This window comes from Pseudomonas sp. NFPP24 (assembly GCF_900112095.1).
Taxonomy (GTDB): Bacteria; Pseudomonadota; Gammaproteobacteria; order Pseudomonadales; family Pseudomonadaceae; genus Aquipseudomonas; species Aquipseudomonas extremorientalis.
Genome location: NZ_FOKD01000001.1, coordinates 71,926 through 84,299, shown reverse-complemented (window position 1 = coordinate 84,299; position 12,374 = coordinate 71,926). Strand labels below are relative to the sequence as shown.

Sequence of the window (12,374 nt, the reverse complement as noted above, 5' to 3'; positions counted from 1 at the left end):
CGGCTCCTGCAAGCCCTCAATAAGCATAAGAAGAGGCAACCCCCATGCACCCTGAATCCTTCACCGGGCAGGCTTCTTTAGTCACGCCTACCAAAAAGCGTTTTTTCATCATGGTGCTGCTGTTCATCACCGTGGTGATCAATTACCTCGACCGCAGCAACCTGTCGATTGCAGCCCCGGCGCTGACCAGCGAACTGGGCATCGACCCGGTTCAGGTCGGGCTGATTTTCTCCGCGTTCGGCTGGACCTACGCAGCCATGCAGATCCCTGGCGGCTGGCTGGTGGACCGCGTGCCGCCGCGCATTCTCTATACCGCCGCGCTGATCTTGTGGTCCATCGCCACCGTGATGCTCGGCTTCGCTGCCAGCTTTATCGCGTTGTTCGTGCTGCGCATGGCGGTGGGTGCCCTGGAAGCCCCGGCGTATCCGATCAACAGCCGCGTGGTCACCACCTGGTTTCCCGAGCGCGAACGCGCCACGGCGATTGGCTTCTATACCTCCGGGCAGTTTGTCGGGCTGGCATTCCTCACGCCGGTACTGGCCTGGCTGCAACACGCCTTCGGCTGGCACATGGTGTTTGTCGTCACCGGTGGCGTTGGCATCCTGTGGGGGATCATCTGGTACGCGGTGTATCGCGAGCCGAAGGATTTCAAAGGCGCCAACGCCGCTGAAATCGAGCTGATCCGCGAAGGCGGCGGCCTGGTGGACATGCAGGAAAAAACCGCCAAGGCCCCGTTCAGCTGGGTCGACCTGGGGATCGTGCTGAGCAAGCGCAAACTCTGGGGCATCTACCTGGGGCAGTTCTGCCTGAACTCCACGCTGTGGTTTTTCCTGACGTGGTTCCCCACCTACCTGGTGAAATATCGCGGGATGGACTTCATCAAGTCCGGCCTGCTGGCATCGTTGCCGTTCCTGGCGGCGTTTGTCGGCGTGCTGTGTTCCGGGATCTTTTCCGACTGGCTGATTCGTCGCGGTGCGTCGGTGGGGTTTGCGCGCAAGTTGCCGATCATTGGCGGGCTGCTGATTTCCACGGCGATCATCGGCGCCAACTATGTGGACTCGACGGCCTGGGTGATTGCGTTCCTGGCGGTGGCGTTCTTTGGCAATGGCCTGGCGTCGATTACCTGGTCGCTGGTGTCGACCCTGGCACCGGCCCGCCTGTTGGGGCTGACCGGTGGGGTGTTCAACTTCATCGGCAACCTGTCGGCGATTGCCACGCCGATTGTGATCGGCTTTTTGGCCAGCGGTGATTCGTTTGCGCCGGCGATTACCTACATCGCGGTGCTGGCCTTGCTCGGGGCGCTTTCCTACGTGTTGCTGGTCGGTAAAGTCGAGCGGATCGAGTTGTAAAAACGGGCGACCTTGCGGTCGCCCTTTTTCATTTCGGCTCAGGGCACCGACATCTCGTTACGGAACACATTCAGCGGGTCCCAGCGCTGCTTGGTGCGGCGCAGGCGGCTTTCGATCATCAGGTCAGGGAAGAAGATCTTGTACCACTGCGGGTTGGGTCCCTTGCTGGGATCGCCGTCGATAAACAGCATGTCGCGGTCGGGGTAATTGATGTAGCACCCTTCGAACTGGGCATTGACCGGAACGCCGTTGTCATTGGCAAATGCCGCGAAAAACAGTCCCTGGATCCATTGCGCATGGGCTTGATCCGAAGTGCTGCTTTCGTCACGCCAATAGCATTGTGGTTGCCACTTCAAGTAGGACGAACGCTGTGCAACCGATGATTCCCGCCGCACGGCGGCGCTGGCCTGATTGATTTGCCCGCCGAAGGACTGGATCTGGATCAGGCTTTGAGTCAGCCGTTTATCGGGATCGTCCCACGTCAGCGTGTCCCAGATCGCCTGCAGCACAGTGGCGGTGAAAATACCCTTCTGGTAGGCCGACTTATACCGGCCACGCTGGTTGGGCCCTGAGCCGTTGAGTGTCTGCTGGCAATGCAGCCAATCCATTCGACGGGTCGCCGCCAGGGCAGACGCCAGTGAATTGATCGTCGGCCCTGGCGGGTTGCTGCGTGGCAAGTGGGTCGCTGGGGAAGGATTCAGGCATTCGGTAGCGGGAATGCCAATGGCATTGAGCATCGAGCTGACAAAGTCTTCAAAGGGCGCTTGATCATTCAGCTCGCCCTGCTTGTCCACGTAATGAACATCCATCGTGACGTTGCCAGTGTTCTGATGGCGCATCTCAAGTTTGGTCGCCAGGCCCCAGGTGTCCGGGTTGGCCTGGTTGCGGGCAAACCAGCCCTGATAGGCCGCCAGCAATCTGTCGAGGGCTGGCTTGGTCAGCAGGGACCAGTCCCATTCCAGTACCAGCCACAGCACTTCCTTGGGGGCTTGTGGCAAACGTTCGAAGTAGTAACTGGTGATAATCCCGAACTGCCCGCCGCCTGCGCCGCAGCAGGCGGCGAACAGATCCAGTTCGTCCTGTTGGGTGCTATTGCGGGCGACATGCACAGGGACCAGGCCGTTGCCCTGGGCGTTCGGCACCAGGATGTCGACGCCGCTCAACCAATCGCACACCAGGCCATCCTTGCGTGACAGCAGCCCGTAGCCACCGCCGCAAATATGCCCACCCAGCCCGACCGAATAGCACGAGCCGCCGGGCAAGCTCGTGTTGGCCAGTTTGTACAGCGCCACATAGGCATCCCAGTTCTGGCCGCCCGCTTCCAGACGGTAGCTGTAGCGATGAGGCGAGGCGGGCACCAGTTGTGAGGCAATCTGCCCCGTGGCGTCGTAGACCACTTGGTTCAGTTGGCTGATATCGATGATCGAGAGCACTTCGTTGGGACTGTCGGGCATTTTGTTCGCGACAAAACCCTCATAGCAGTGGCCACCGCTGCGCACCGTAATCCGGCCATCGGGGATCGCCAACGCCTGGGCGGCGGCGTCGATGATGTCCTGGGGGCTGTAACAGAGATAAATCAAGTTGGCGCCGTTCGACGACGATTCACCCTGCACATTGCCCAGCGGCCAGCGCAGGTTGAAACCTTTTTGCAGCGTTGAATGACGACGATCCGCAGCGGTAATGAGATCAAATGCCATGATGTACTCCAAAGAGCCAAGAATGACTTCTGATGCGACTAACTTAACGACCGGGAGGGCAAGGAATGCGGGGCTTGCGCAGGCGGTTAGACGGCAATAGGCATGAAGTGCGTTGAGGGAGGACGCAATGTCCACCCTCAAGCCTAGCGGAAAAAGCTGAAAGCGCCGGGCGCTTACTTACGGGCGTTACGCACGCCTTCCGACAGCGCCGCACACAGGCTCAACACGCCGTCGATGGCTTGCTGGTCGTTCTTGGCATTGGCGATGTGATCGATCAGCGCCGAACCCACCACCACACCGTCGGCCAGCCGGGCGATGGCCGCCGCTTGTTCCGGTGTGCGGATACCAAAGCCGATGCTGATCGGCAGGTCGGTGTGGCGGCGCAGACGGGTCACGGCTTCTTCGACGTGTTCCAGGGTCGCCGCACCGGCACCGGTCACGCCGGCGACCGAAACGTAATACACGAAGCCTGAGCTGCCGTTGAGCACGGTAGGCAGGCGTACGTCGTCGGTGGTCGGTGTGGTCAGGCGGATAAAGTCGATGCCTGCGGCCTGGGCCGGGTCGCACAGCTCGCCGTTATGCTCGGGCGGCATGTCGACCACGATCAGGCCGTCGACCCCGGCTTCCTTGGCGTCGGCGATGAACTTCGGTACGCCGTATTTGTGGATCGGGTTGAAGTAGCCCATCAACACCAGCGGCGTGTCGTTGTTGTCCTGGCGGAACTCGCGGACCATCTGCAGGGTTTTCACCAGGTTCTGCCTGGCATTCAACGCACGGATGTTGGCCAGCTGAATGGCCGGGCCGTCCGCCATCGGATCAGTGAAGGGCATGCCCAGCTCGATCACATCGGCACCGGCGGCCGGCAGGCCTTTGAGGATCGCCAGGGAGGTGTCATAGCCAGGGTCGCCAGCGGTGACGAAGGTTACCAGGGCGGCACGGTTCTGTTCTTTCAGCTGGGCGAAGCGGGTGTGCAGGCGGCTCATCAGTGTTTCTCCTGCTGCGATTGTTCCATATGGTGCATGACGGTTTGCATATCTTTATCGCCACGCCCCGACAGGTTGACCACCATCAGGTGATCCTGCGGCAGGGTCGGGGCGCGCTTGAACACTTCGGCCAGGGCGTGGGCGCTTTCCAGGGCCGGAATGATCCCTTCCAGGCGGCAGCATTTGTGGAAGGCGTCGAGGGCTTCGTCATCGGTCACCGAGGTGTACTGGACGCGGCCGATGTCATGCAACCAGGCGTGTTCCGGGCCGATGCCGGGGTAATCCAGGCCGGCAGAGATGGAGTGGGCGTCGATGATCTGGCCATCGTCGTCCTGCAGCAGGAAAGTACGGTTGCCGTGCAGTACGCCAGGTACGCCACCGTTGAGGCTGGCGGCGTGCTTGCCGGTTTCGATGCCGTGGCCGGCAGCTTCCACGCCGATGATCTCCACGCTCGTGTCATCCAGGAACGGGTGGAACAGACCCATGGCGTTGGACCCCCCGCCGATGCACGCCACCAGGCTGTCCGGCAGGCGGCCTTCCTGGGCTTGCAGTTGGTCGCGGGTTTCCTTGCCGATCACGGCCTGGAAGTCGCGCACCATGGCCGGGTACGGGTGCGGGCCGGCCACGGTGCCGATCAGGTAGAAGGTGCTGTCGACGTTGGTTACCCAGTCACGCAAGGCTTCGTTCATCGCGTCCTTGAGGGTGCCGGTGCCGGCGACCACCGGGATCACTTCGGCGCCCAGCAGCTTCATGCGGAACACGTTGGCCTGTTGGCGCTCGATATCAGTGGTGCCCATGTAGATCACGCATTGCAGTCCAAAGCGCGCAGCCACGGTGGCAGTCGCCACGCCGTGCATGCCGGCGCCGGTCTCGGCGATGATGCGTTTCTTGCCCATGCGCCGCGCCAGCAGGATCTGGCCGATGCAGTTGTTGATCTTGTGTGCGCCGGTGTGGTTCAGCTCTTCGCGCTTGAGGTAGATCTTGGCGCCGCCACAGAACTCGGTCAGGCGCTCGGCAAAATACAACGGGCTTGGACGACCGACGTAGTCACGTTGGAAGTAGGCCAATTCCTCGTTGAACGCCGGATCGATCTTGGCCGCTTCGTATTCTCGGGCCAGGTCTAGGATCAACGGCATCAGGGTTTCAGCGACGTAACGGCCGCCGAACGCGCCGAACAGGCCGTTGACGTCTGGGCCGTTGCGTAGATCGGTCTGGGACTGAGTCATGGGACGCTCCAGGAGAGAATGGGGGTAGGAAGCAATGAGGGCCACTCTACCCCTGACGTCCTGCGCTGAAAACCGATAAGATCGCCGCAACCTGTCAGGAAAACTCACAGATGAGTCGAGACCTTCCACCCCTCAATGCCTTGCGTGCCTTTGAAGCCACCGCCCGTTTGAACAGCGTCAGCCAGGCAGCCGAGCAATTGCATGTGACCCATGGGGCGGTCAGCCGGCAGTTGAAAGTGCTGGAGGAGCACTTGGGCGTGAGTTTGTTCGTCAAGGAGGGGCGCGGCCTTAAACTCACAGATGCCGGTACTCGTCTACGTGACGCCAGCGCCGAGGCGTTCGAGCGGCTGAGGGACGTGTGCGCCGAACTGACCCAGAGCAGTGCCGACGCACCGTTCGTGCTGGGTTGCTCGGGCAGCTTGCTGGCGCGCTGGCTGATCCCGCGCCTGGGGCGCTTGAACGCGGACCTGCCGGACCTGCGTCTGCACCTGTCGGCGGGTGACGGTGACCTTGACCCGCGCCGCCCCGGCCTGGATGCCCTGTTGGTGTTCGCCGAGCCACCCTGGCCTGCGGATATGCAGGTGTATGAACTGGCCAGCGAACGCATCGGCCCGGTGATGAGCCCGCGTTTCGCCGGCTACGAGCGGCTGCGCCGGGCACCCGCGTCGGCGTTGTGTGGTGAAGCGCTGTTGCACACCACCTCACGTCCGCAAGCCTGGCCCAGTTGGGCGCGGCAACACGGCATCGAACCCGGCGCGTTGAAACACGGCCAGGGGTTTGAGCATTTGTATTATTTGCTGGAGGCGGCAGTGGCCGGGCTGGGCGTTGCGATTGCGCCAGAACCGCTGGTGGTCGAAGACTTGCGCGCGGGTCGCCTGGTGGCGCCGTGGGGTTTCAGTGAAACCCCGGCGCACCTGGCGTTGTGGCTACCCAAGCGCGCCGCGGACGGACGCGCCGGGCAACTGGCGCAGTGGCTCAAGGCTGAGCTGTTGCGCCAGCCAGATTAGTCACCGCGCTTGCACAGCAGGTAGGCGGCCAGCAGGCCCAGTGCGCCTACGGCAACACCGGCTGTAGTCCATGGGTGTTCTTGTGCGTAGTCCCGGGTTGCAACACCGGTTTCGCGAATTTTGACTTTGCTTTCTTCGTAGGCATCGCTGATCAGGTGGCGGGAGTGCTTGAGGGCATTCTCGGCATTGCTTTTCAGGGCCTTCAAGGTTTTGCGCGATTCGTCAGACGCATCGTCCTTGAGGCTTTCCAGAGACTTGAGCAGGCTCGAAATCTCGGCTTCCATGCTTTCCAGCGACGCTTTGCGTAAAGAAGTGTTGGCCATGTGGACTCTCCTGAAGTGATTGAGTGGCGTGTGTAGATACCGACTGCGGCCATTTCAGAAAGTGCAGTTAATCTGAACTTTCAGGTAGGAACGGTCGCCAGAAGCAGTACGAACATTGACTGCTACGCTTGCTTAACGACCCTTAGGAGAACTGCCATGAGTGATCATCACACCTACAAGAAAGTCGAATTGGTTGGCTCGTCGACCACCAGCATCGAAGACGCGATCAACAATGCCATCGCTGAGGCCAACAAGAGCATCAAGCATCTCGAGTGGTTTGAAGTGACTGAGACACGTGGCCATATCGAGAATGGCAAGGTAGCGCACTATCAGGTCACCCTCAAGGTAGGGTTCCGAATTGCCAGTAGTTGATCGCAGCGGTTGAACTTGCTGACTGGCCGATTGCCATAACCTGCGCTACAACCAATGGGTGCCGATGCCGCAAGCGTCGGCACGCTCTTTTTGATCAGCGCAAGGAAAGTAACGGATGAAGAAGTTCCTGTTAGCGGTAGGTTTGTTGAGCATTGCAGGCACAGCCCTGGCGGCAGGCAAGCCTTGTGAAGAGCTGAAAAGCGAGATTGCGGCGAAAATCGACGCCAAGGGCGCTTCGGGTTATTCGTTGGAAGTTGTGGATAAAGGCGCTGCAGCCGATGGCTACACGGTAGTCGGCAGCTGCGAAGCCGGTACCAAGGAAATCGCCTACAAGCGCGGTTAATCCCGTGTTGCAGACGTAAAAAACCGACGCGAGTGCGTCGGTTTTTTTTCGCCTGAGGGTTTTAGCCCTTCATCACTTGCGCCAGCAGTTCGTAGGAATGAATCCGATCGGCGTGCTCGTACAGGTCGCAGGTAAAGATCAGCTCATCGGCGCCGGTTTGTTCGATCAGCACCTCCAGCTTGGCGCGGATCTTCGCCGGGCTACCGACCATGGCCAGGCCGAGGAAGCTGCCGACCGCGTCTTTTTCATGGGGCAGCCACAGGCCGTCCATGGTTTTCACCGGTGGGCGCTGCACCAGGCTTTGCCCGCGCATCAGCGCGAGGATGCGCTGATAGACCGAGGTGGCGAGGTATTCAGCCTGTTCATCCGTATCTGCAGCGACCAGCGGAATGCCAAGCATCACGTAAGGCTTGTCCAGCACGGCCGAAGGCTTGAAGTGATTGCGATACACGCGAATCGCCTCATGCATCAGGCGCGGTGCGAAATGCGAGGCGAAGGCGTAAGGCAGACCGCGTTCACCTGCCAATTGCGCGCTGAACAGGCTGGAGCCCAGCAGCCAGACCGGTACGTTGGTGCCGGTACCGGGGACGGCGATCACCCGTTGGTCGGGGGTGCGTGGGCCGAGGTAGGCCATCAGCTCCGCCACATCTTCGGGGAAATCGTCGGCACTGCCGGAGCGCTCACGGCGCAGGGCGCGGGCGGTCATCTGGTCGGAGCCGGGTGCGCGGCCCAGGCCCAGGTCGATACGGCCGGGGTAGAGGCTTTCCAGGGTGCCGAACTGTTCGGCGATCACCAGCGGCGCATGGTTGGGCAGCATCACGCCGCCAGAGCCGACGCGGATCGTCGAGGTGCCACCGGCCAGGTAACCCAGCAGCACCGAGGTGGCCGAACTGGCGATACCGTCCATGTTGTGGTGTTCAGCCACCCAGAAACGGGTGTAGCCAAACTTTTCTACATGCTGGGCCAGGTCCAGGGAATTGCGCAGTGACTGCGCCGGACTGCCGTTGGCGCGCACGGGCACCAGGTCGAGGGTCGAGAACTTTACGTCGGACAGCGATTTCATAAGCCTGCTTCTCCAAAGGGGCCGCAGGCTTTTTAGACGAACCAAAACCTGCCGCTTCATGTGCATGCTCTATGCAATGAGGGCATATACCCGAGATTCAATAGCAGGCCAGGAAATTTCCTACTGAATCGCTAGGTTTTTCTCACAAGATGAACTTTGCCGGGCCGACTATCCTCAGAACCCTTACTGACGCAAAACCACCGTTCGAGGAGACCGCTATGAGTATCGTTAAAAAAGCATCCGCGCATTGGGAAGGTGACCTGAAGACTGGCCTGGGCTCCATTTCCACGGAAACCGGCGTACTGCGCGAAGCGCCCTACGGCTTCAAGGCCCGTTTCGAGGGCGGCAAGGGCACCAACCCGGAAGAACTGATCGGTGCGGCCCACGCCGGCTGTTTCTCCATGGCGTTTTCCATGATTCTCGGCGATGCCGGGCTCAAGGCTGACAGCATTGATACCCAGGCCGAAGTGACTCTGGACCAGGTTGACGGTGGTTTTGCGATCACCGCTGTGCACCTGATCCTCAAGGCCAAGATTCCGGGCGCGAGCCAGGCGCAGTTCGATGAACTGAGCAAAAAAGCCAAGGAAGGGTGCCCGGTGTCCAAAGTGCTGAACGCAAAAATCAGCCTGGATGCCACCTTGGTCAGCTGACACAGCCCGTCCAATGTGGGAGGGGGGCAAGCCCCCTTCCACATTTAGCCCTGCGTTAGATCAGAACTCGTGTTTTGTAAGTGTGGTCCTATTACCATGCAGCCTAGGCGCACACCCGTGCGCAATGCATTCAGGGAGCTTCACACATGAAACGTTTTGCCTTGGCGATCATCTGCGGTGTATTGGCCACATCGGCTGTGGCCGCGCCAAAAGACTGCGAAGAGCTCAGGAAAGAGATTGAAGTGAAGATCCAGGCCAAGGCGATTCCTTCGTACACCCTGGAAATCATCACCGCCGAAGAAGCCAAGAATCACGACAGTGCGATGATTGTCGGTTCGTGCGAAAACGGCACCAAGCGCATCATCTACCAGAAAAACAACAACTGATCAGATGCAGTTGACGCTGCGTTCCTCCGCGAGCAACTGACGCGCCGAATCGTACAACCGGATATTCGGCGTGAAGGCCAGCGAGCGTCCTTCCAGCACATAACGCTGGCCAGCCTGGAAGTGGTCATATTCCAGGGTCATGAAGCAGGTGCGATACATCATCTGGCTGAGCCCACCCAAACCGCCGCCGGCCGGGACTTCAAAGTCGAAGCGCACCATCAGTTCATGATGGCCGGGTGGCATTTGGAAGAAACGTCCGTCATCCAGGTTCTTGCCGTCCAGGCGCTGCGCCATGACCAGCTTGGAGCCCGGCGTCGGCGTAGTGAAATCGACCCACGCCTGTTGCGGATCCATCGGTGGTACGGGTGTTGTCGTGCAGGCGCTGAGGAACAGAGCGGCGACGGGTAACAAGAGCTGGCGCATGGCAGGCACTCAACGGGAAGATAGAATTGAGCCTGCTGCGACGGCGGCAGACCTCCCATGAGTATAAACACGTCGCGCCATGGGAAAATTCTGCCTGGGCGCGATAGTCTGGCGAGCAAATTACCCAGGAGCGGTCGGGGCATGGTCAGGCGTTTTCTTCCAGGGTTGATGGTTGTGCTGCTCAGCGGCTGTTCCAGTGTCAGCTATTACAGCCAGTTGGCCAGCGGTCAGTGGCAATTGCTGCGGGCCCGGGAGCCGGTGGCGCAGGTGATCGCCGACCCTTCCCGCCCACCGCTGTTGCGCGAACACCTGGCGCAATCGCAAAAGGCGCGTACGTTCGCCAGTGAACACCTGCATCTGCCTGACAACCAGAGTTACAGGTTGTACGCCGACATTGGCCGACCCTATGTGGTCTGGAACGTCTTCGCCACGCAGGAGTTTTCCCTGTCTCCGGAAACCCATTGCTTCCCCATTGCGGGCTGTGTGGCCTATCGCGGCTACTACAACCAGGATGCGGCGCGTGGTGAGGCGGCGTTGTTGAAGCAGCGAGGCATGGACGTGTCGATCGGCGGTGTCGAGGCCTATTCCACCTTGGGCTGGTTCAATGACCCGATCATGAATTCGATGATGAACTGGGGTGATGAGCGGCTGGCCACGTTGATCTTCCACGAACTGGCGCATCAGCGCTTCTATGTGAAGGACGACACCGAGTTCAATGAGTCGTTTGCCAATTTCGTCGAGCAGGAAGGTACGCGTCAGTGGCGCGCTGCACGTGGCTTGGCGCCGCAGAGCCTGTCGGCGTCGAAGCAGCGTGATGAGTTCATTCAGCTGATCCTCGATACCCGCCAACGATTGGAAAAACTCTATGCCCAACCCTTGGCCACTGATGTGATGCGCCAGGCGAAGGCGGCCGAGTTCGAGCGTCTGCGTCGCGATTACCGGCAGCTGCGCGATAGCCAGTGGGGCGGTGACAAACGGTATGACGCGTGGATCAACCAACCCATGAACAATGCGCGGTTGTTACCGTTCGGGCTGTATGACCAGTGGGTGCCTGCGTTTGCGGCGTTGTTTGCGCAGGAAGGTGGGGATTGGCTGAGGTTTTATGCGGCGGTGGAGAAGCTGGGCGGATTGCCGATGGAGCAGCGCAAGGCGGCGTTGAGGCAGTTGCAAGGTATTGGCCTTCAGGGCCTCATCGGGGGCAAGCCCCTCCCACATGCTAATTTGTGAACACACTCCACTGTGGGAGGGGGCTTGCCCCCGATAGCGTCCTTAAGTGCGCTGCAAAAATGCCTGGTGCATCTGCGCCAACGTCTCGAAATGCCAGGTCGGCGCCTCGGCATCCAGCTCCTCGAAACTGCCGAACCCATACCCCACCGCCGCCGAATCCAGCCCATTCTTGTGCGCGCCGATCAGGTCATGCTTGCGATCACCAATCATCAAGGTGGTGGCCGGGTCCAGGCCTTCCTCGCTCATCAGGTGGGCGATCAGTTCGACTTTGTTGGTGCGCGTCCCGTCCAGCTCGCTGCCGTAGATCACCTTGAAGTGCTTGGCAAAGTCGAAATGCCGGGCGATTTCGCGGGCAAACACCCAGGGCTTGGAAGTGGCGACGTAGAGCTGGCGGCCTTGATCGTTCAATGCTTCCAGCAGCGGCATCACGCCGTCGAACACACGGTTTTCGTACAGGCCGGTGACCTTGAAACGCTCGCGATAGAAGTTCACCGCTTCCCAGGCCTTGGCCTCATCGAAGCCGTAGAACTGCATGAACGCCTGCAGCAAGGGCGGGCCGATGAAGTGTTCGAGTTTGGTCAGGTCCGGCTCGTCGATACCCAACTTGCCGAGGGCATACTGGATCGAGCGGGTAATGCCCTCGCGTGGGTCGGTGAGCGTGCCGTCCAGGTCGAACAGGACGGTTTGGTAAGGCAGGGTCATCGGTCGAATCCTTCAGCCAGGTGCAGGTCTTTGAGCTTCACGTAGTTCGCGGCGCTGTAGGTGAAAAAGGCGCGTTCCTTGTCAGTCAACGGGCGAATCTGTTTGACCGGGCTGCCGACATACAGGAAGCCGCTTTCAAGTTTCTTGCCCGGCGGCACCAGGCTGCCGGCGCCGATGATCACGTCGTCCTCGACCACGGCGCCATCCATCACGATGCTGCCCATGCCGATCAGGATGCGATTGCCGACTGTGCAGCCATGCAGCATGACCTTGTGGGCGATGGTCACGTCGTCGCCGATCAACAGGGGGAAACCGTTCGGGTTGAACGGCCCGGCGTGGGTGATGTGCAGCACACAGCCATCCTGCACGCTGGTGCGCGCACCGATACGGATACGGTGCATGTCGCCGCGGATCACGGTCAGCGGCCAGACCGAGCTGTCGGCGCCGATTTCGACATCGCCGATCACCACCGCCGAAATATCGACAAAAGCCCCGGCGCCCAGGGCCGGCGTGTGGTTCTGATAGGTGCGAAGGGTCACGATAGCCTCTCTCTCTTCTGCTGATAGCTGCGGTGGGCGTTGATTGTAATTAAGATGGCCCCATCTTTGTTCTTACATGTTTCT

Annotated in this window: 15 protein-coding genes; 7 read left to right on the top strand and 8 right to left on the bottom strand. The window is 60.3% G+C overall.

Features of this window, described 5'->3' with window-relative positions; genetic code table 11:
- The first annotated feature begins 44 nt into the window (after positions 1–44).
- Positions 45–1,349, top strand: a complete 1,305-nt coding sequence (locus tag BM026_RS00420; RefSeq protein ID WP_092241474.1) for an MFS transporter — start codon at positions 45–47, stop codon at positions 1,347–1,349.
- A 38-nt stretch (positions 1,350–1,387) separates the two neighbouring features.
- Here the strand turns inward: BM026_RS00420 and BM026_RS00415 are convergent, their stop codons facing one another.
- The 3 genes from BM026_RS00415 to trpB all read right to left on the bottom strand — a co-directional run bounded on the left by BM026_RS00415 (position 1,388) and on the right by trpB (position 5,255).
- Positions 1,388–3,046 carry a BBE domain-containing protein gene (locus BM026_RS00415; protein ID WP_093527081.1) on the bottom strand — a complete coding sequence of 553 codons (1,659 nt, stop codon included), beginning with the start codon at positions 3,044–3,046 and terminating at the stop codon, positions 1,388–1,390.
- A gap of 173 nt (positions 3,047–3,219) precedes the next feature.
- The gene (gene trpA / locus BM026_RS00410) at positions 3,220–4,029 is read right to left on the bottom strand and encodes a tryptophan synthase subunit alpha (RefSeq protein WP_092241470.1); all 810 of its coding nucleotides are present in this window, start codon (positions 4,027–4,029) and stop codon (positions 3,220–3,222) included.
- A complete protein-coding gene (gene trpB / locus BM026_RS00405; protein WP_092241468.1) occupies positions 4,029–5,255 on the bottom strand; it encodes a tryptophan synthase subunit beta in 1,227 nt (408 codons plus the stop codon). Before trpB ends, trpA begins: the two co-directional genes overlap by 1 nt.
- A gap of 110 nt (positions 5,256–5,365) precedes the next feature.
- Here trpB and BM026_RS00400 point away from each other — a divergent pair, with 110 nt between their 5' ends.
- On the top strand, positions 5,366–6,262 hold the full coding sequence (locus BM026_RS00400) for a LysR family transcriptional regulator (protein WP_093514267.1): 897 nt from the start codon (positions 5,366–5,368) through the stop codon (positions 6,260–6,262).
- Here the strand turns inward: BM026_RS00400 and BM026_RS00395 are convergent.
- On the bottom strand, positions 6,259–6,585 hold the full coding sequence (locus tag BM026_RS00395) for an ElaB/YgaM/YqjD family protein (RefSeq protein WP_003170746.1): 327 nt from the start codon (positions 6,583–6,585) through the stop codon (positions 6,259–6,261). The two genes, BM026_RS00400 and BM026_RS00395, sit on opposite strands and share 4 nt — an antisense overlap.
- Positions 6,586–6,741: 156 nt before the next feature.
- On the opposite strand from BM026_RS00395, the gene BM026_RS00390 reads away from it, so the two are divergent.
- Positions 6,742–6,957 carry a dodecin gene (locus BM026_RS00390; RefSeq protein ID WP_032885105.1) on the top strand — a complete coding sequence of 72 codons (216 nt, stop codon included), beginning with the start codon at positions 6,742–6,744 and terminating at the stop codon, positions 6,955–6,957.
- Between the two features lie 115 nt (positions 6,958–7,072).
- The gene (locus BM026_RS00385) at positions 7,073–7,300 is read left to right on the top strand and encodes a DUF1161 domain-containing protein (protein WP_012721486.1); all 228 of its coding nucleotides are present in this window, start codon (positions 7,073–7,075) and stop codon (positions 7,298–7,300) included.
- A 61-nt stretch (positions 7,301–7,361) separates the two neighbouring features.
- On the opposite strand, the gene BM026_RS00380 is transcribed toward BM026_RS00385, so the two are convergent.
- Positions 7,362–8,363, bottom strand: coding sequence for an LLM class flavin-dependent oxidoreductase (locus tag BM026_RS00380; RefSeq protein WP_071490918.1), 1,002 nt, complete (start codon positions 8,361–8,363; stop codon positions 7,362–7,364).
- A gap of 218 nt (positions 8,364–8,581) precedes the next feature.
- On the opposite strand from BM026_RS00380, the gene BM026_RS00375 reads away from it, so the two are divergent.
- A complete protein-coding gene (locus BM026_RS00375) occupies positions 8,582–9,013 on the top strand; it encodes an OsmC family protein (protein WP_017253980.1) in 432 nt (143 codons plus the stop codon).
- A 146-nt stretch (positions 9,014–9,159) separates the two neighbouring features.
- Positions 9,160–9,399 (top strand): DUF1161 domain-containing protein, encoded by a 240-nt coding sequence (locus tag BM026_RS00370; RefSeq protein ID WP_092241461.1) that lies wholly within the window; start codon positions 9,160–9,162, stop codon positions 9,397–9,399.
- Here the strand turns inward: BM026_RS00370 and BM026_RS00365 are convergent, their stop codons facing one another.
- Complete coding sequence (locus BM026_RS00365) at positions 9,400–9,822, bottom strand: PA0061/PA0062 family lipoprotein (protein ID WP_071490919.1); 423 nt, start codon at positions 9,820–9,822, stop codon at positions 9,400–9,402.
- Between the two features lie 141 nt (positions 9,823–9,963).
- Here BM026_RS00365 and BM026_RS00360 point away from each other — a divergent pair, with 141 nt between their 5' ends.
- On the top strand, positions 9,964–11,049 hold the full coding sequence (locus BM026_RS00360; protein ID WP_093527079.1) for an aminopeptidase: 1,086 nt from the start codon (positions 9,964–9,966) through the stop codon (positions 11,047–11,049).
- A 42-nt stretch (positions 11,050–11,091) separates the two neighbouring features.
- Here BM026_RS00360 and BM026_RS00355 read toward each other — a convergent pair whose 3' ends face one another.
- Both BM026_RS00355 and BM026_RS00350 read right to left on the bottom strand, forming a co-directional pair.
- Positions 11,092–11,751, bottom strand: coding sequence for an HAD family hydrolase (locus tag BM026_RS00355; protein ID WP_092241457.1), 660 nt, complete (start codon positions 11,749–11,751; stop codon positions 11,092–11,094).
- Positions 11,748–12,290 (bottom strand): gamma carbonic anhydrase family protein, encoded by a 543-nt coding sequence (locus BM026_RS00350; protein ID WP_092241455.1) that lies wholly within the window; start codon positions 12,288–12,290, stop codon positions 11,748–11,750. Before BM026_RS00350 ends, BM026_RS00355 begins: the two co-directional genes overlap by 4 nt.
- Between the last annotated feature and the right edge of the window lie 84 nt (positions 12,291–12,374).